General features: G+C 45.3%; 15 protein-coding genes. 12 read left to right on the forward strand and 3 right to left on the reverse strand.

The features are described 5' to 3' along the window. Positions 1–67 precede the first annotated feature (67 nt). Positions 68–1,141: a phosphate acetyltransferase gene (gene pta / locus AB6D93_RS09035; RefSeq protein ID WP_102332700.1), complete on the forward strand. Its 1,074-nt coding sequence runs from the start codon at positions 68–70 to the stop codon at positions 1,139–1,141. A 71-nt stretch (positions 1,142–1,212) separates the two neighbouring features. After that, entirely contained in the window at positions 1,213–1,980 is a 768-nt protein-coding gene (locus AB6D93_RS09040; RefSeq protein ID WP_017064283.1) for a sulfite exporter TauE/SafE family protein, read from the forward strand. A 51-nt stretch (positions 1,981–2,031) separates the two neighbouring features. On the opposite strand, the gene AB6D93_RS09045 is transcribed toward AB6D93_RS09040, so the two are convergent. Next, positions 2,032–3,753, reverse strand: coding sequence for a cobaltochelatase CobT-related protein (locus AB6D93_RS09045; RefSeq protein ID WP_102332699.1), 1,722 nt, complete (start codon positions 3,751–3,753; stop codon positions 2,032–2,034). Between the two features lie 3 nt (positions 3,754–3,756). Continuing rightward, on the reverse strand, positions 3,757–4,740 hold the full coding sequence (locus AB6D93_RS09050) for a MoxR family ATPase (RefSeq protein ID WP_054545776.1): 984 nt from the start codon (positions 4,738–4,740) through the stop codon (positions 3,757–3,759). A gap of 262 nt (positions 4,741–5,002) precedes the next feature. On the opposite strand from AB6D93_RS09050, the gene xsc reads away from it, so the two are divergent. The 10 genes from xsc (at position 5,003) to AB6D93_RS09100 (ending at position 17,302) form a co-directional block, all read left to right on the forward strand. Beyond that, entirely contained in the window at positions 5,003–6,814 is a 1,812-nt protein-coding gene (gene xsc / locus AB6D93_RS09055; protein WP_102332698.1) for a sulfoacetaldehyde acetyltransferase, read from the forward strand. A 400-nt stretch (positions 6,815–7,214) separates the two neighbouring features. Then, a complete protein-coding gene (locus AB6D93_RS09060) occupies positions 7,215–8,030 on the forward strand; it encodes an FRG domain-containing protein (RefSeq protein ID WP_102332697.1) in 816 nt (271 codons plus the stop codon). Positions 8,031–8,294: 264 nt separating this feature from the next. Beyond that, complete coding sequence (locus tag AB6D93_RS09065) at positions 8,295–8,732, forward strand: nuclear transport factor 2 family protein (RefSeq protein ID WP_102332696.1); 438 nt, start codon at positions 8,295–8,297, stop codon at positions 8,730–8,732. 48 nt (positions 8,733–8,780) lie between these two features. Next, a complete protein-coding gene (locus tag AB6D93_RS09070; RefSeq protein WP_102332695.1) occupies positions 8,781–10,247 on the forward strand; it encodes an FAD-binding oxidoreductase in 1,467 nt (488 codons plus the stop codon). A 117-nt stretch (positions 10,248–10,364) separates the two neighbouring features. Beyond that, positions 10,365–11,366 (forward strand): TRAP transporter substrate-binding protein, encoded by a 1,002-nt coding sequence (locus AB6D93_RS09075; protein WP_102332694.1) that lies wholly within the window; start codon positions 10,365–10,367, stop codon positions 11,364–11,366. 164 nt (positions 11,367–11,530) lie between these two features. Further along, positions 11,531–12,073: a TRAP transporter small permease gene (locus tag AB6D93_RS09080; RefSeq protein ID WP_004731905.1), complete on the forward strand. Its 543-nt coding sequence runs from the start codon at positions 11,531–11,533 to the stop codon at positions 12,071–12,073. 37 nt (positions 12,074–12,110) lie between these two features. Beyond that, entirely contained in the window at positions 12,111–13,451 is a 1,341-nt protein-coding gene (locus tag AB6D93_RS09085; protein WP_004731904.1) for a TRAP transporter large permease, read from the forward strand. Positions 13,452–13,462: 11 nt separating this feature from the next. Next, positions 13,463–14,383 (forward strand): cache domain-containing protein, encoded by a 921-nt coding sequence (locus tag AB6D93_RS09090; RefSeq protein WP_017077366.1) that lies wholly within the window; start codon positions 13,463–13,465, stop codon positions 14,381–14,383. Between the two features lie 236 nt (positions 14,384–14,619). Beyond that, positions 14,620–15,192, forward strand: coding sequence for a malate synthase (locus AB6D93_RS09095; protein WP_004731899.1), 573 nt, complete (start codon positions 14,620–14,622; stop codon positions 15,190–15,192). A gap of 502 nt (positions 15,193–15,694) precedes the next feature. Continuing rightward, the gene (locus tag AB6D93_RS09100) at positions 15,695–17,302 is read left to right on the forward strand and encodes a BCCT family transporter (RefSeq protein ID WP_065584800.1); all 1,608 of its coding nucleotides are present in this window, start codon (positions 15,695–15,697) and stop codon (positions 17,300–17,302) included. 205 nt (positions 17,303–17,507) lie between these two features. Here AB6D93_RS09100 and AB6D93_RS09105 read toward each other — a convergent pair whose 3' ends face one another. Then, positions 17,508–18,434 carry a M14 family metallocarboxypeptidase gene (locus AB6D93_RS09105; RefSeq protein ID WP_102332693.1) on the reverse strand — a complete coding sequence of 309 codons (927 nt, stop codon included), beginning with the start codon at positions 18,432–18,434 and terminating at the stop codon, positions 17,508–17,510. Between the last annotated feature and the right edge of the window lie 114 nt (positions 18,435–18,548).

Here is an 18,548-nt window from a genome sequence, read left to right on the forward strand (position 1 = left end):
TTTTTGTTATTCCAATAATATAAATATAAATTATGGAACAATTAATCTCAATAAATGGAATTTAAAGATGAAGGCGATTGAACGGATTATTGATAAAGCTCATTTAGATCGTAAGCGCGTTGTTTTGAGTGAAGCGGAGGACCCGCGAGTGCTAGCTGCTGCAAGAATAGCAATCGACAAACAGCTCGCTCACATCACACTTGTGGGCGATGAATCGGCGATCATCGCTGCTGCAGAACTTCACCACATTAACCTCGCTGGCATTCATATTGTTTCTCCACAGGCGTCGTCACTCAAAGAAGTGCTCGCTGAGCGGCTGTATACATTAAGGAAAGCTAAAGGCATGACTTATGATGACGCCCTAGAGCTGGTTCAAGATCCACTTGTTTTTGCCAATTTGATGGTAAGGGAAGGACTGGTAGACGGCACAGTTAATGGCGCGGTTTATACCACGTCTGATGTGGTGCGAGCTGCGCTGCAGATTATCGGCCCTGCACCGGACAGCGAATTGGTGTCGAGTTTCTTCTTGATGATGCTGTGTGAGCCTTTCCATAATCTTAAAGGCGGTATGATTTTCAGCGATTGTGGTTTGGTGATTAACCCCACTGAAACCGAGCTGGCATCGATTGCCGTGGCCGCATCAAACAGTGCTCAAACGCTACTGATGGAAGAGCCTAAAGTAGCGATGCTGTCGTTTTCGACCAACGGGAGTGCCAAACACGAATCGGTCGATAAGGTTCGTAATGCTGCTCAACTCGTGAAACAACGTTGTCCCGGAATCGCCGTCGATCAGGACGTTCAACTCGATGCGGCGATTGTCACTGAAATAGCGGCGAAAAAGTTGCCTGATTCAGAGGTCAAAGGTCAATCTAACGTGTTGATATTTCCTAACTTAGAAGCCGGTAATATCGGTTATAAGCTTGCGGAAAGGCTAGGTGGGGCTGTTGCGATTGGCCCGTTGCTGCAAGGGCTGAATCAACCAGCGAATGACTTGTCCAGAGGCTGTAGTGCCGAAGATATCTTTAATGTCATTGCCGTTACCGCGGTACAAGCGCAGCAAGGGAAAGCATCTGACTCTAAGGCTGACTCTGAAGCTGATGTTGAAGAAAGAGAAGAGTCGGAGTTTGAATTCCGGTATTAACACTCGTTGCTTAAACTAATGCGGAATCTTGCACTCATATTTACCCCCAAATAACCTAATTAGGATAGCTAATGGAGTTACCTGTTTTACTCGCCATTCTTGCCACCATTGCGGTAGGTACTTATTTCCAAACTGTCACTGGATTTGGTCTCGGTATCATTGTGATTGGGCTAACGGTCAGCCTTAATTTGGTATCCCTACCCGTTATAGCCGCTGTGGTCAGTATTGTGACCTTGTTCAATTGCTTGGTGGCGTTGATGGGTAAGCCACTGCTTGGGGAACTCAAGATTCTGGTGGTGTTAGTCATCGGTATTATTCCCGGCGTATCGATGGGCGTGTACTTGCTGGACGCGTTGAGCGAGTCGGCAACCCAAATCCTACGAGGGCTATTGGGTGCCATGGTGTTGTTCGCTGGTTTGAGCTTTATGTTTAAACCTAAAACTAGAACGGTCCGTTCGACAACCGTATCTTTCCTTGTCTCAGGATTTAGCTCTGGGTTAGCGGGGGGATTATTTGGGATGGCAGGTCCACCGATTGTTTATCATCTCTATCGGCAACCTTTTTCGCTCGATCTGGTGCGAAGCACACTGCTGATGGTTTTCGCTTGTACGTCGATGTCCCGTACGGTCAATGTCTATGCGGCGGGCGACATGGAACAGAGCATATTGTGGTTATCCGCTATTGCTGTTCCTCTGGTGGCGCTTGTCACAATGTTTGCTCGGCGTTTCCCACCGCCGTTGTCTAATGATCAACTCAGAAAGCTGGTGTTTACGGTGTTAATGCTGATAGGCGGATATTTGATGGCTGTCTCTGCATGGTCGTTGTTTGGCTCCTCGTAAAACCATTCTCGACAAAGGAGGCTAGTGATTCGCTAGCCTAAGCTTCCCTGTTTAAACACGCTTTAGCATCTCAAATATGCTCCTAGATAGCCCAAACAAGCAGCTCTCTTGTACATCTAGCGTGATGTTGCTCCGATAGTACGGGCTCAAATCCACTCCCATTCCCACACCATGAATCTCAATACCGTTTTTGGTCGACTCACGTTCAATCACCTGTTTGAGATGGTTATCTAAATAGAACTGATCGTTGGCGGTACTGGTAGCGGTATCCATCGGGCAGCCGTCTGAGAACACAATCAAAACCTTTCGCTGGGCGGTGTGCTGCTGCAATCGATGACTCGCGAACTGAACCGCTTCGCCATCAATCCCTTCTTTAAAGATGTCGGCTTTACGAAGACTCGCAATGCCAAGTCGAGAACGTCTCCAATGGGTATCAAAATCCTTAAACACGATGTGCCGAACTTCGTTTAAGCGGCCCGGGTGCTTTGGTTGGCCTTGTTTAAGCCACTGCCGATAGACCTTGCCACCGTTCCAGTTATTGGTCGTAAAGCCAATAATCTCAAATGGGATATGAGCCAATCCTACAGATTTGAGAATCGTATCCATCAACAAACTTAACTTGTGACTGTGCTTTTGCATTGAGCCAGAGCAGTCCATCAAAAATGTGATGGCACATTGATGAGATGTACCGATGTCAGGTTGATAAAAGACAGTGCTATCCAATGGCGATGTGACGAGCTTGGTGATGGTGGTGGCGTTAACAATGCCTTCTTCTAAATGGTCCTGACGTCGGTTCCTCTGTGGTGTGGCAACAAAGCTAGTAAGCATAGCGGCTAAACGGCGAGTGTTTACTTGTCTCGCCATGATGTCATCGGTTAGCTTTTGTCTCAGTTCGAGTAATAGGGCACGCCTGACGAGTTTGTCTGCGGCGATGACTTGATCAAATTCTGAATTAAAGACCTGATAATTGGCGCCCGACAACTCGAATACCTTGCTACTGCCTGTGATGTCGGTATCGACGTCTTGATCTTGAATGTCACCATCAACAATCAAGGCAAGCTGCGCAAGGATCTTGATGTCTTCTTCAACGGTTGGTGTGGGTGAGTTATCACTTTCCTGTTCTTGAATGATTAACTCTTGTGCAAGGGCTGCAAGCTCATTGGCGCTGTGTGCAAACTGTTCTTGGTCTGTTCTATGTTGCTTTAAGCGTTTAAAGCTGTGACCGAAGGTAGGCACGATGCCGGCGCGAGTCGATTCAATGGTCTCAGCAATGGGTTCCGAAACCGGAACACCGGTTAAGCGGGTGTGGATGACTTGCATCAGAGTAAACAGCAACATGCCTATTCGTGATTCGGTGAAGCCATTCTGATGATATTGGTCGCTCCAATACGCAAAGTTGAACTGAATGCTGGTGGTAACGCCTTTTAGATAAGATGGAACTTGCGATTCAATTCGCACCTGCTCGCAGAAGTCATATAACAGACGTTCGACCTCGTTTTTCGGTCGCAATGAGTAGTGAAGATCAGCATCTGAAAGCAAGAGTCGTAATGCCGATGAATCGATCTTGCCTTGCATCGAAAGCTTACTGTTTTTCAGCTCGTGGCGAGATACAAAGGTGAGATCGTTGGTGTGGGCAGACTGGTAATAACAGGGCTTATTGCCTTTATAGAGCCGTTCTCCCCGATAGTTCAGATCGAGTTCACCACTGATTGCTCTGGCGACAGACACACCAATATCGAGGATCTTTTTCTGCTGAGAAGAAATATTGGCCATGGTTTACGACTCCGAGTGCGAATAGTTTTGAGTATGCGTTTCCAAGGCTTCACCAAAGCAACGGAAATAGTATTCGCTAACCAGTTCTTTCTCTTCGTCTTCACAGCGATTTAAGAATGACAACCTAAATGCGGTGGCTACATCATCGAATATTTGGATGTTTTCAGCCCAAGTGAGCACCGTTCGCGGAGACATCACCGTTGAAAGGTCGCCAGCCCGAAACCCGTTGCGCGTTAACCCTGCCGTTGCGATCATTTTCTCGACCAGTTGTCGGCCACTTTCATTATTCAGCTCTGGAAGCTTAGATAACACGATTTTGGTTTCATGTTGTGGGTCTAAATAGTTGAGCGTAGCGATGATGTTCCATCTATCTAACTGACTGTGGTTAAGCACTTGAGTACCCGAATACAAACCTGAGAAGTTACCCAAGCCAAGCGTGTTGCAGGTAGCAAACAGGCGGAAAGAAGGGTGAGGCGTGATCACTCGGTTTTGTTCTAAAGAGGTGTATTTTCCGTCTTGCTCTAATAGCTGTTGAATCACAAACATCACGTCAGGACGACCAGCGTCGTACTCATCTAACACCAGTGCGATGGGTTGTTGAATGCTCTGAGGAAGAATGCCTTCCTTAAACTCAGTCACCTGCATTCCGTCTTTAATGACGATGCTGTCTTTACCTATGAAATCCAAGCGACTTAGGTGTCCGTCTAGGTTGATCCGCAAGCATGGCCAGTTCAATCTCGCGGCAATTTGCTCAATGTGAGACGACTTGCCCGTTCCGTGTGTGCCTTGAATCAGTGTGCGACGATTGGAGGTGAACCCTGCCAATATCGCTAGCGTCACTTCAGGGTCAAAACAGTAGTTAGGATCGACTTTCGGCACATATTCGCCCGCATGTTCAAATGCCATCACGGTTAGATTGCTGTCGATCCCAAAGCGTTCTCTCACACTTACCGGTTGCGTTGGTATCAATTCCGCCTCTTTCATCATATTTCCCTCTATATAGCTCATCACTTGTCGCTGCTATCGCGATATGACATCGATTATTAACAGCTCCTCTTAAGTTAATGGCACTTTTTGTACGAAAAACTACCAATAATGTGATCCAGTTTTATTAATTGGAATGAATTGTTCCAATTTAATATAAAAAGTTGACGCGCAAAAATTCTACTACTAAGGTGAAAATGAATTCGAAAAAGAGACAATTCATTCCGAAAAATGAAATTTTGGTTAACTCAAGGAGAATGGAAGAATGAGCGAGCAAGAAAAACGTACGGTTGTTTCCGGCACAGTAACAATGACACCATCAGAAGCGTTCGTTGAAACTATGGTTGCTAATGATGTTACCGACATGTTCGGCATCATGGGGTCAGCATTTATGGACGCAATGGATATCTTTGCTCCTGCTGGCATTCGATTGGTCCCAGTGGTACACGAGCAAGGTGCTGCTCACATGGCAGATGGTTACTCTCGTGTATCTGGTCGTCATGGCGTAGTTATCGGGCAAAATGGCCCGGGTATTAGTAACTGTGTGACTGCGATTGCAGCGGCGTTCTGGGCACATAGCCCGGTCGTAATTGTGACGCCTGAGACAGGCACCAAAACAATGGGCTTAGGTGGTTTCCAAGAGTGTAACCAGCTTCCAATGTTCCAAGAGTTTACTAAGTATCAAGGACATGTAACGCACCCAGACCGTATGGCGGAATACACAGGCCGATGTTTTGACCGCGCAATGAGCGAAATGGGTCCGACTCAGCTGAACATCCCACGTGACTACTTCTACGGTGAAATTCAAATTGAGATCCCTAAACCCGCGCGTTTAGATCGTGGTCCAGGTGGTGAGAAATCTCTAAATGAAGCGGCAGACCTGATTGCTGAAGCGAAATTCCCAGTCATCATTTCTGGTGGCGGCGTGGTAATGGCAGATGCAGTTCAAGAGTGTGCAGCGTTGGCGGAAAGACTAGGAGCCCCAGTAGTTAACAGCTACCTACACAATGACTCTTTCCCTGCTAGTCACCCATTATGGTGTGGTCCTTTAGGCTACCAAGGTTCGAAAGCAGCAATGAAACTGATGGCTCAAGCGGATGTGGTTATCGCTTTGGGTACACGTCTCGGTCCATTTGGTACCTTGCCCCAACATGGCATGGACTACTGGCCGAAGAATGCGAAAATCATTCAGATTGATGCAGACAACAAGATGCTGGGTCTGGTTAAGAAGATTTCGGTTGGTATCTGTGGTGATGCGAAAGCAGCTGCGGTTGCTCTATCTGAAAGGTTGGAAGGCCGCGCACTGTTGTGTGATGACAACAAAGGCGCTCGCCAAGATACCGTCGCTACAGAAAAAGCACTTTGGGAAAAAGAGCTTGATGAGTGGACACACGAACGTGATTCTTTCAGCTTAGATATGATTGAGGAAAACTCACACGAGACTCCGTTCTCTGGTGGTGAATACCTACACCCACGCCAAGTACTGCGTGAGCTAGAAAAAGCGATGCCAGAAGATGTAATGGTCTCGACGGATATCGGTAACATCAACTCAGTGGCAAACAGCTACTTACGCTTTGAAAAACCACGTAGCTTCTTTGCTGCAATGAGTTTCGGTAACTGTGGTTACGCATTCCCGACCATCATTGGTGCGAAAGCAGCGGCACCTCATCGTCCCGCTATTTCTTATGCTGGCGATGGTGCGTGGGGCATGAGCTTGATGGAAACCATGACATGTGTTCGCCATAACATTCCAGTGACAGCCGTGGTATTCCACAACCGTCAATGGGGTGCAGAGAAGAAGAACCAAGTCGACTTCTACAACCGACGCTTTGTTGCGGGTGAACTTGAAAACCAAAGCTTTGCAGAAATCGCAAGAGCTATGGGCGCTGAAGGTATCACGGTTGATAAGCTAGAAGACGTAGGTTCAACCTTGCAAAAAGCCATCGACATGCAGATGAACGAAGGCAAAACAACCATCATTGAAATCATGTGTACTCAGGAATTGGGTGACCCGTTCCGCCGAGATGCACTATCAACACCAGTTCGTTTCCTAGATAAATACAAAGATTACGTATAAGTCATAGGAAGTTTGTCCGGCCACGGTATTTTCGAGAGTGTTAGAGAAAGTGCAATCGAGAATGTGGTCGGGCAATATTAACGGGTATTGGCAATGTACTTAAGTGAATACCGGCAACCCGTATTTCAATAATCCTTAGTCAAACGTTAGAACATGAATTAAATGACTGTTGTACATATAAGTGGTTTTAGTTATATAAACTTTGTCGTTCCTTATTAATCGACCCTTAGCTAATTGCTCATTAGTTAATGGTTTTATAACTGTTAGTTATTGATGAGGATATATGGCCATTGATAAAGACATATACCTATTGTCATTTTTAAAATCATTCGTAACGATACTGATTAACCATGATAGTTAATTTTTAATTGTAATAAATTTAAATTAAGTGACCTATTACATGCATGCTGTGAACAATAAACGTTATATAAGCTCACTCGAAGAGCTGTATAAAATAATTGATTCATTAATGAATGAATGCAGTGACCAACGTGGTTTGATGTATAACGTGTGTGATTATGAAAATAATAATCTAATGCCAAGTTTAGGCCGTTCCAATCGTAAGAACATACGCCGTGTCGAACAAGAGTTGCTTTCAACAGTGAGAGTTTACGGTGGTCACTCGCTGAGTTCTAACGACATAAATGACTGGTTATTGATGTGTTTAGCCAAAAAGCAGGGCTTTCCCACCCGTTTACTGGAATGGACCGATAACCTGTTAAATGCGCTTTGGTCGGTGTGTCACAGCCAAAGTAAAGACTGCATAAACATAATTAAAGCTATTGATTATCAGCGGGTTAGTGTTTTTAGCTCGCCGTGTAATATCAACAAAACTAAGATATTTAATGTGGCGGATTGCGATCAGCAAGAGCCGCGCAAGGACAAGTGGTATTCCATTCACCCATTTAAGGAAGGTGGCAATGATGCCATTCAGCCTCTGTACGATGAGAAAGAATATTCAAACGGTCTAGTGTCCGTTCATATTCTTCCATCAGTAAAAGTAAACCTGATAAAGGAGTTAATATCCATGAACGTTTTAAATGAACCGACTGATTATATCGAAGAGAAGCTAACCGATATAAAAAATGAAGCCCATATAGATAACAATCAAGTTATTAATAAAGGTGAGGGGAATATTGAATTACAAGTGAATACCCATAACCGTAAACTTGAGCAGTATGGCCGAAAGTACCATCAAGATTTTGACTTCGACTAAAGTCTAATATTTCTAATTATTTTATTTAGACCTCGTATAAATCTAGTGAGTGACTGTGTAAATAAAATTAGAACACTAATTAATTTATAAAAAGATGAAATCTGTGAGCTTAAAGATTGTTTATAAAGTAACTCGAAGTTAGAGTGGCGAAGCTTGTTATCAAGTTGTTAAATTTCACAGATCTAGTTTAAACACTCTAATAAAAAAGTGGCGCAAAGCTACTGAAATTTAAACCAATAACGAAAACATAAAGGATTCTGGAATATGAATATGCAAACCAATGCAGCGACATTCGTGCTGGAAAACCAAGTCGACACCGCCTTTTTACAGTCTTTTAGTGATGCATGGAATAACCATGATATTGAAGCGCTAATGTCGTTTATGACCGAAGACTGTGTCTTCCACACCGTGGCAGGAGAAGGCGTACTTGGAAACACTATCGAAGGGTACGAAGCCGTTCGCAATAGCTTTGAATTGGTTTGGCAGAACTTTCCAGATGCAGCCTGGAGCGACCCTGTCCACTTTGTGTGTGGTGACCGCGCAGTAAGCGAATCAACGTTCTCTGCGACTAACCCTGATGGCACTGTCATCGAAGCTCGTATGGTTGATGTGTTTACCCTGAAAGAGGGAAAAATCAGCGTAAAAAATGCCTTCCGTAAAACACGACCTCTTTTGACTCCCAGCAATACTCCCAAGAGTTAGACACGAAACCAAAATCAGTCCACGTGTTATGACTAGGAGAGTCGAATTATGAGTTTAGTAATGGAACAACCGGCAGCCGATGTGCCGCCAAAGGTGACAAGCACCCAAGCACAAGAAAGTACCCAAGCAAAAGAAAGATACGATCCAAAATACGATCCACTTAAAGATAAAAGCCCAGGTCACGGTAAGGAATACGCCCCGACTTATTGGGTAGATACCGCAGGCGCGCCACCTGAAGATGATGGCCCAATTACGTCAGATATGGATGTCGATGTGGCGATAATCGGCTCAGGCTACACAGGCCTAAGTACCGCGATACACCTTGCTGAAATGTACGGCATTAAAGCGATTGTGATTGAAGCTAACCGCATGAGTTGGGGCTGCAGTACCCGAAATGGTGGTCAGGCTCAGTGTGCGTCAGGACGTTTGAAGCGTTCTCAGTGGATTGAACGCTGGGGACTAGAAACCGCGCTAAAAATGCACCGCGAATGCGTCGATGGTATGAACACCTTTAAGTCTCTGATCAAAGACATTGATTGTGACCCTCAGCCGGGCGGCCACTTATACGTTGCCCATCGTCCCAAAGTGATGGCAACACTTGAAAAAGAAGCCAAGTTGCTGCGTGACACGTTCGATTACGATGCGCAGATCTTAGATGCGGAAACCGTAAAACGAGATTACGTTGGTGACCAAGAAGCGGCAGGCGCAATGCATGAACCAGAAGGCATTGGTATTCATGCAGGGAAATTGGCGTTTGGCTATCTAAGAAAGGCGAGAGCACTCGGTGTAAAAGTGCATCCAGCTAGCCCTGTTATGGGTTGGGAAACACGCAACGGTGTGCATTACCTAAAAACGCCCGGCGGTGTTGTGAAGGCACGTTCTGTTGGGGTTTGTACCGGTGGATACACTAGCCAAGGTTTGCATTCAGAGCTTAAGAATCGCTTGTTGCCGGTACTTTCTAATTCGATGGTGACGCGTCCGCTAACTCAAGACGAAATTGCCGCGTGTAACTTCAAAACCAATCAGGTGATTACTGATACCCGAATCCTGCGTCATTACTACCGTTTGTTACCCGATAACCGAGTGCAGATAGGTACACGCAGTGCCATCAGTGGCAAGAACGCACCTGAAAAGAAATACGAAGACATGTTGAGAGCGGATTTAACCCGAAAATTCCCGTCTCTCGATCAGATCAAAATCGATTATTCATGGTGGGGGTGGGTGGATGTTAGCCACGATATGATGCCAAGAATCTATCAGCCGAATCCAAAGCAATCCATCTTCTACGCACTAGGGTATGGCGGCAATGGTGTGATGTATTCCGCTCAAGCAGGCAAGCGCCTTGCCCAGTGGATCGCAGGTGAAGGTCATAAGCTTGACTTGCCAATATTTGAATCAAAACTTCCGTTCCCCAACGTGAGGGAAGTGGTGGAATCTGAGATGTTTGCACCATTTCGAAGAGTAGGGCAGCGGTTCCTTTATCAGTGGTATTCGTTAAAGGATGAAAGGCTGTAACTACCCGAACATTGTTTCCAAAATAGGGAAATAGAATTACGACCAGGAAAGTTGTACCAGGTCACCTTGTGAGCAAAGTACAGGCAGGACGTCTGTATGATAGGAAAGGTTAAGACTATGAAATTGATTAAAAATAAAATTATTGCTGGTGTCACAATTGTAGCAACAGCGATGCTATCTCATACCGCGGCAGCAGCAAATTTTAAAATGGCTATCGGCGATGCTGCTGGTGGTACGCAGTGGGAATTAGCGACATCATTTTCTGAATTGATGGAGCAAAAAACAAACGGTAAAGTCAAAATCGACCTGTTCCCGAATGGTCAATTGGGCAATGAGCAAGACACCGTGAACGACGCGGCAATCGGCCTTCTCGACTTCTCTGTATTGGCGATCAACAACGTGACGCCTTTCTCTCCAACGGTTGGTCTATTGACCATGCCTTACGTCATTCAAAGTGCAGAAGAAGCGGTGCTATTAACTCAAGGCCAAGTAGGTCAAGACCTTGTCGATAACACGATTCGTGATGCAGGTGTTCGCATCGTAGGTTGGGCTTATTCTGGTTTTAGGGTTCTGACTAACTCGAAAAAAGCCGTAGCTTCGCCAGCAGACCTAAAAGGGTTAGTGATCCGCGTCCCTCGTAACGAAATTATGATTGCTTCGTACCAAGCATGGGGTGTAAACCCAACACCAATGGCATGGTCTGAGACCTTTACGGGCCTACAACAAGGCGTGGTTGATGGTCAAGATAACCCATACATCACTGTTCATGCGATGAAGTTCAACGAAGTACAAAAGTACGTAACAAATCTGCGTTACATCTTCTCACTTGAGCCGTTAATCGTCAGTGAAACGGTCTTCCAACAACAGACACCTGAGATGCAAAAGATCATTCTTGAAGCGGGTCAGGAAGCAACAGAACACAGCTTTGCTTATCTAGAGAATACTGAAAACAAGATCCGTGAAGAGCTACAAGCAAAAGGCATGGTATTCACAGACCCAGCAGACAATGAGAAAGAGTGGATCAGCAAGGTAACGAAATCAGTTTGGCCTAAGTTCTATTCAAGTATTGGTGGCAAAGACAAGCTAGACGACGTTCTTGAGTTACTAGGTAGAAAGTAACGATTAGATACGCCCTATCTGCTGTTCTACGCTACTTAATCACCTAGCGACAGAACAGTGAGATAGGGCATTTACATGGCTTTACTCGTTGATCTGTTTAGTACCTGATCTGCTCAGTACCGCGAGCGACTGGTTGTCATGTGGAAATCAACATTGGAGGTTATATGTCAGTCGCTAAAACTATAAAAAAGCATCTTAACAACATCGAGGAATATACCTGTTGTCTGTTGCTAGCAAGCTTTGTCTTATTACTGTTCACACAAATCCTTACTCGTCAGCTTTTCGATTACTCCATACCTTGGGGTGATGAAGTCGCGACTTACATGTTCGTTTGGTTTGCTTATCTAGGCGCAGTTGTGGCGGCCAAAATGTCGGCACATAACCGAGTCAGTTTTCACTTCAAGTTCTTCCCTCCGATTGTTCAGACCGTCTGTGAAACCATCGCTGACTTCTTATGGTTGCTGTTCAACGGTTACTTTGTCTATCTCAGTTACGATTTCGTGTTCAACAAAATGAACCTGTTCTGGAAATCTCAAACGACAGGCATCCCAATGAAGTACTTCTATATGATTTTGCCTATCGCGTTTTCGTTGATGATGATTCGAATTATCTGGAACAACTATGAGCGTTTGTTCAAAGGCGCTAAGAACGAAGATCCAGAAGTCAAAGAACTGCGAAAAATGACGGCACAAAAGTCATCACAGTAGTCGTCACAGAGAATAGCCGTAATAGAGAGATGTAATAATGGAATCCTATTTAACTCTAATTTTATTTGGTGGCTTCTTAACCCTGTTAATTCTGGGTGCACCAATCACAGTATCACTGGCCGGCGCTTCAATGGCGGCCTATATGTTGCTCGACAAAAATCCCATTGCGTTAGTACAAATCGCGTTTACTTCGGTGGGTAACTTCCCATTAATGGCGCTGCCGGCCTTTGTTCTTGCCGGTGCATTGATGGAGGCGGCGGGTATCTCCAAACGGTTGGTGGATATAGCCGAGAGTTTAGCCGGCCCTGTGACGGGTGGCCTTGGCGCTGCAACGGTAATGGCCTGTCTTTTCTTTGGAGCTATATCAGGTTCAGGCCCAGCCACGACCGCTGCGGTTGGTATGTTGATGGTACCAGCAATGGTTAAGCGAGATTACGATAAGAGCTACGCCTCTGCGGTGACTGCCGCTTCAGGGGGATTGGGTATCATTATCCCGCCATCCATTCCGCTAGTTATTTTCGGCATCTCCGCTATGGGATTAATGGCACCGCCAGAGGCCATTGCTCAACACGGACAGTTTGCCTCTTTATCTATTCCAAAACTGTTTGTTGCTGGGGTTGTGCCGGGTTTCATTATGGCGTCGACGCTAGTGGTCACTAACTACTTTATTGCTAAACGTGAAGGTTACAAAGGGCTGACTGAAAACTGGTCATTTGGCGAAGTAAGACACTCTTTACGTCGTGGTATTTGGTCGATACTGGCTCCGTTTTTGATTCTCGGGGGCATCTACAGCGGTATGTTCACACCAACAGAGTCGGCGGTTGTGGCTATCTTCTATTCACTGTTTGTTGGGGTGTTTATTCACCGAGAGTTATCGTTCAAAAGCACGATTAAATCATTGTCGACAACGACATGGATCACTGGACGTGTGTTGCTGATTCTATTCGCGGCAACGGTATTTGGTCGCTTGTTAATCGAACAAAAAATTCCAGTAGTGGTGGCGGAGTCACTGTTAGGGTTCACTGACAATATGTACATGGTGTGGGCACTGACTATTGTGTTACTGCTTTTCGTTGGCATGTTCATGGAAACGTTAGCCGCGATCATGATTATCGTGCCAGTGCTGTTGCCAATCATGTACATGCTCGGCGCGGATCCTACCCACGTAGGTATTGTGGTGGTGTGTACGCTCTCGATAGGATTTGCTACGCCGCCACTCGGTGAAAATATCTTTGTCGCCTCAGGGATAGGCGGAGCCACGGTCGAACAGATCACCGCGAAGATACATCCCTTTGTGCTTGCATCCGTCATTGGCGTGTTCGTTATCGCTTTCTTCCCACAAATTACGCTTTGGCTACCGTCCTTAGTAGGCTATTAGGAGAAGTCACTATGAATATATCAAGAATTATCCTTATTGGTTGTGCCGTATTTGCAGTGATCAGTGGCATTGGACTACGTGCCGAACATTCAGAAACAGCAAAAGAAAACGAGCCAGTTAATGTGCTCGATATTTCAGAGCCACATGTCGTCAGCGATGCTGAAAGAAGAGCCAAAACCCTGCTTGCTAAAGCGGTTGTCCATGTACAAAAGGATGGCGATGAGAGTGTCAAAGACTTCATGAGTGATGCCGAATATATAGACGGTGAGCTCTATGTGTTTGCTCTTGGTATTGATGGCCAATTCCTTGCCAGTGGAGGCTCTTCAATGGTGTTGGTGGGCGACAGTGTTTTGGATACTCAAGACGTTTACGGTAATCCCTTTTTCCGTGAAATGATCACTAAGGCTGTGCACAACGGGTTTGGCGAAGTTCAGTACCATTGGACTAATCCGACTGACCGCATGGGCGAGCCTAAAACCACTTTCTTTGAACGTGTGGGTGATGTGATTGTTGCCGTGGGGTATTACCCAGAACGCTCTAGTGCAACAGAAGCTAAGCGATTATTGGCGAGAGCGATGGCCGCGATAGTGGAATCAGAGCAGGACAGTCTCACCGAGTTCAATGATACCGAAGGCAGCTTTGTTGAGGGAGACTTGTATGTGTTCGTGATGGATATGAGCTCTGGAAAGCTGCTCGCGCATGGTGTATCCCCTGAGCTTGTTGGGCGTTCACACAACGAAATCCTAAGCCCTGACGATAAGCCAATTCTCACTGAGATGTTAAACCTAGCCAAAGAAAATGGCCGAGGCGTTTATACCTATCAATGGTTAAACCCGCTGTCGAGCAAAGTGGAAACCAAGCACACTTACTATCGAGTGATCGACAATAAGCTGGTTGGTGTTGGTTATTACACAAATTCAAACAACACGTAAAAGTGTTTCTACTGAGCCCCCAACCCAGTTAGATAAAGGGCTAGGGCCTCAAAATACCGGTTCGTGTAAAAAAGCAATTTAGTAAAATTAACACTGTGAAATTTTTGTTGTGAAATTGTTTCTAAAATACAAGTAGTATGAAATACATGGAAGCAACACAGTAAAGAACAATTTTGAAAAGGGTCAATCAGGATTTTTGACCTACATGAAATTCAAAGCCGTAAGAGGGAAAGACTATGAATATGCTGACACTAGACAGAACAGAACTTCACAGAAACCATTCAACATTTATTGCTGAAGCTGTCTTTGCCGTAGAAATGGTGAAAGCAGACAAGCAGCTCGAAAAACAAAAAATGGCGAAACAGTTGCTTGATACTCTATTTCCTCTTGAGGCTGGTTCACACGAAGACGCAGTGAGCTATGAGATTGACTACCGACATGTTCAGGTTTACTTCAAAAATGGCGAACATACTGGCCTAAAACGAGCGAAGCACTTTGTTGCTTTCACCGGCGATAAGTCTAAGCCTTCAGCAATCCTATTTCGTGATGAAAGCGGTACACACGTTGAAGTGACAATCGGTGCTCGTAAAGGCACTGGCTACTTAGAATTGGTTGATATTCAAGATATCCAGTTAGAGACATGCACCACGTTTGGCCAAACTGAGGCGAGCCGTTCTTCTGGCATCCGTCACTGGGTGAGCTTAGTGAAAGGCGATGAAAGCGGTCGACCGAACGCTTCAAGTGAAGATAAAGAGTTTACGGCAAAAAATGGCGAAGACTACAACCTAGGTTTTTGCTTCGCGATCTAATGTGCTGTCCTTGAAATGTACTGTCTTTGAAATGTACAGTGCTGCTCTGCTAGACGTAGCACTGACATTTGAATACTGATTTCTCTTTTACCTTTGGTAATTTCCCCGCCCCTATAGCGGGGCTTTTTTGTTAGAGCTATAAATAAATTAGGCTGTTGTTGATTTTATCTTTAGAAAGTTTGAATGAGATTTTACGGTGCGTTATTTTAATTTAAAGCACTGTATTTAAAGATTTTTATTTGTTTATTTTATTCTGTTTTTATTGGCTTAACTATCACTATTGACGGTGGTTTGGGTGACTATTGAGCTAAAACTCAGTCAAAATGCTTTGAGCTGTGCTATAATCCGCGCCTTGGGATTGAGCCAATAAGTCCATTTGTCACCAATCATTGTGATTTTTATCGCCTTTTTATTTAGGTGGTGCGGCGAGCCAATCAAGTAGTAATTGGATATGGAGAGCGTCCTTATATTCGTTGATTCGGATATGCGAACATCATAATTTATGAGTTTTAAATCAAAAAAATACAGTATTGATTCTACTGACTATCAAGTTGGTCAAGACAACGTCAGTAAATGGGGCATGGATGTCCATAACACAGTCTTCGTAGCCTCAGTAGGCTTATCCCTTCTCTTCATCATCACTCTTCTTGCTCTTCCTCCTGCAGATGCTAAAGCTGCAATTGATTCTATTAAGGGTGCTGTTCTATCAAAGTTTGACTTCCTGTTTATGTGGGGAGCTAACATCATGCTAGCGTTTGCTGTTGTTCTTGCTTTTTCACCGTTGGGTAAAATCCGTTTAGGTGGCGAAGACGCGACGGCGGACTATTCAATGTCATCTTGGATTGCGATGTTATTCGCAGCAGGTATGGGTATTGGACTTATCTTCTGGGGTGTTGCAGAGCCAACTGCGTTCTTCACTAACTGGTTCGGAACGCCATTAGACGCAGAACCTTTCACAGCCGCTGGTCGTGAACTGGCGCTAGGCGCAACCGTATTCCACTGGGGTTTTCATGCATGGGCTATCTATGGCATGACGGCGCTTTGTCTGGCGTACTTTGTTTATAACAAAGGCTTACCGCTATCAATGCGTTCTGTGTTTTACCCAATTCTGGGTGAGCGTGTGTGGGGCAAAACTGGTGATGTAATCGATGTACTAACCGTACTGGTTACTCTGTTTGGCCTTGCGACTTCATTGGGCTTAGGTGGTACACAAGCAGCAAGTGGTATTAGCCACGTGTTCGGCTTGGAAAACAACATCTTCCTTCAGCAATCTATCATCGTTCTGATCATGGGCTTGGCGATCATCTCTGTACTACGTGGTATGGACGGTGGTGTTAAGTTCCTAAGTAACCTGAACATGGTTATTGCATTCATATTCCTTGGTCTTATCGCTGTATTGAATTTCACAACTGTGCTTGATTCAATGGTAACGGCGGCAACGGGCTATGTGAAAAATATCGTAGCTTTGAGCCAAAGTGCGGGTCGTGAAGACACAACATGGCTGCATGGTTGGACTGTGTTCTACTGGGCATGGTGGGTAGCGTATGCACCTTTCTTCGGTATGTTCGTAGCGCGTATTTCTAAAGGCCGTACGGTTCGTGAATTCCTACTTTGCGTATTGATTATCCCAACATTGGTGACTTCAGCTTGGATGTCTATCTTCGGTGGCGTAGCTATCGAGCAAGTGATTAATCAGGTGGGGCAACTTGGCCTCGACCAAGGCATTACAGATGTATCTCTAAGCTTGTTTTACATGCTAGATGCTTACTCGTTCGGTAGCATTCTGTCTGTTCTCGCAGTCGCGCTGATCATTGTGTTCTTCGTTACAACGTTGGACTCAGGTTCTATCGTTATCGATGGCATGACGGCGGGTGGTAAATTAGAAGTGCCAGTGAAACAGAAAGTCGTTTGGGCGGTTATCTCAGGTGCTATCGCGATGGTGATGCTGTGGATTGGTGGTACTCAATCAATCCAAGCTCTGCAATCTATTACGATTATTGCAGCACTGCCGTTTACGATCATTCTTTTGATTGGTTGTGTGAGCTTGTTGAAAGGCCTACTGACAGAAGTCGGTAAAGGGCAAGAAACGGTTACTCCGGCCACTAAGTAAGTACCTCTAGATAGGAACTTACTCTAATCAGCAGATTCAAAGCTCCCTTGCACCGCGTGCAAGGGAGCTTTTTTATGCCGTAGAAGACATCAGCGAAAGAGAAACAAAAAAGAGCCACAAGTGAGTAGTCATTTGTGGCTCTTTTAGTTCTTGGCTCTTAGTTATTAGTCTAGGTGCCCGGTTCTAGCTATGAGCGGGTTTACGCTTACGCGTTCAATTCGTGCTGAATAACGTAATCCAAAGCACCAACAACAGCAGCAACTTGAGCATCGTTACACTCTTCGTCTGTTACTTTGTCACTGTCTGGGTAAACCTCTGTGGTTGTACCGTACTTACAGTCAGTCACGCCGCCACATAAGCCAAGCTTCTTCATTGGGTAGTTGATCACGCCGTGTTGAGTGACGTCTGAACCAATGATCTTGCCTTCGTCATCCGCAGGCGCAATGTGGGTTACTTTTTCAACTGAAGCGATGACAGCAGCTTGGAATTCAGGTTGTGGGTTTTCAGTATCGCCAACAGTGTAGAAACCGTCTGGGATCATACCTTCGATGTACTCAATGCCATCACGAGCTGCGAGTGCAGGTCGGAATTCAGTTTCATCAGAGTCAGTCGTCTCATGCAGGTCAACGTGAACCAATACTTCTGGCAGAGACGCTACTAGAGCTCGTAGGTTTGCTGATTCTTCTGCTGGCGTACCGTCGTAGAAAGAGCGGTTTGGATCAACAGCATTTGGATTCCAGCGGTTGATCACTTCGTAGCCCCAAGGGCTCACACAAGGTGCGACAACAATGTTGAAGTGCGTCGTGTATTTTTCTGCTTGAGTCGCAGCGAATTTGATCGCGCCATGCACGCCACTGGTTTCGTAACCGTGAACACCACCTGTCACCAGAATCGTCGGCTTTGACTCGTCCCAGTTTTTGCTCTTGATAGCGAAGAGTGGGAAGCGAGCTTCGTCGTAGCTCAGTGCGCCGTATTGTTCGATGTCAAAGCGGTCTGCAAGTGCTTTAATCTTTGGTACAACTTCTTGCTGGTATTCACGCTTAACCGTTCGTTGAGCTAACCATGCTTCACGTTCTGCTTGTTGCCATTTTTGCCCTGGCTTACCAATCGGGTAGGTAGATTCACTTTTCATCAATACTTTTTCTTTTATGTTCGTGAAAGATTAAGACAGATTATTCCTGTCTAACAGAGACAGCAATAGAAAACACAACTTGTGACTTTATTTTTTACAGACTCATAGCTTTGA

Source organism: Vibrio sp. 10N.247.310.23, from assembly GCF_041467155.1.
In the GTDB taxonomy this organism is placed as follows: Bacteria; Pseudomonadota; Gammaproteobacteria; order Enterobacterales; family Vibrionaceae; genus Vibrio; species Vibrio crassostreae_C.

Bases quoted from the DNA above. Each gene is read 5' to 3' on its own strand.
- pta (WP_102332700.1), top strand. From the start codon at position 68: ATGAAGGCGATTGAACGGATTATTGATAAAGCTCATTTAGATCGTAAG.
- AB6D93_RS09040 (WP_017064283.1), top strand. From the start codon at position 1,213: ATGGAGTTACCTGTTTTACTCGCCATTCTTGCCACCATTGCGGTAGGT.
- AB6D93_RS09045 (WP_102332699.1), bottom strand. From the start codon at position 3,753: ATGGCCAATATTTCTTCTCAGCAGAAAAAGATCCTCGATATTGGTGTG.
- AB6D93_RS09050 (WP_054545776.1), bottom strand. From the start codon at position 4,740: ATGATGAAAGAGGCGGAATTGATACCAACGCAACCGGTAAGTGTGAGA.
- xsc (WP_102332698.1), top strand. From the start codon at position 5,003: ATGAGCGAGCAAGAAAAACGTACGGTTGTTTCCGGCACAGTAACAATG.
- AB6D93_RS09060 (WP_102332697.1), top strand. From the start codon at position 7,215: ATGCATGCTGTGAACAATAAACGTTATATAAGCTCACTCGAAGAGCTG.
- AB6D93_RS09065 (WP_102332696.1), top strand. From the start codon at position 8,295: ATGAATATGCAAACCAATGCAGCGACATTCGTGCTGGAAAACCAAGTC.
- AB6D93_RS09070 (WP_102332695.1), top strand. From the start codon at position 8,781: ATGAGTTTAGTAATGGAACAACCGGCAGCCGATGTGCCGCCAAAGGTG.
- AB6D93_RS09075 (WP_102332694.1), top strand. From the start codon at position 10,365: ATGAAATTGATTAAAAATAAAATTATTGCTGGTGTCACAATTGTAGCA.
- AB6D93_RS09080 (WP_004731905.1), top strand. From the start codon at position 11,531: ATGTCAGTCGCTAAAACTATAAAAAAGCATCTTAACAACATCGAGGAA.
- AB6D93_RS09085 (WP_004731904.1), top strand. From the start codon at position 12,111: ATGGAATCCTATTTAACTCTAATTTTATTTGGTGGCTTCTTAACCCTG.
- AB6D93_RS09090 (WP_017077366.1), top strand. From the start codon at position 13,463: ATGAATATATCAAGAATTATCCTTATTGGTTGTGCCGTATTTGCAGTG.
- AB6D93_RS09095 (WP_004731899.1), top strand. From the start codon at position 14,620: ATGAATATGCTGACACTAGACAGAACAGAACTTCACAGAAACCATTCA.
- AB6D93_RS09100 (WP_065584800.1), top strand. From the start codon at position 15,695: ATGAGTTTTAAATCAAAAAAATACAGTATTGATTCTACTGACTATCAA.
- AB6D93_RS09105 (WP_102332693.1), bottom strand. From the start codon at position 18,434: ATGAAAAGTGAATCTACCTACCCGATTGGTAAGCCAGGGCAAAAATGG.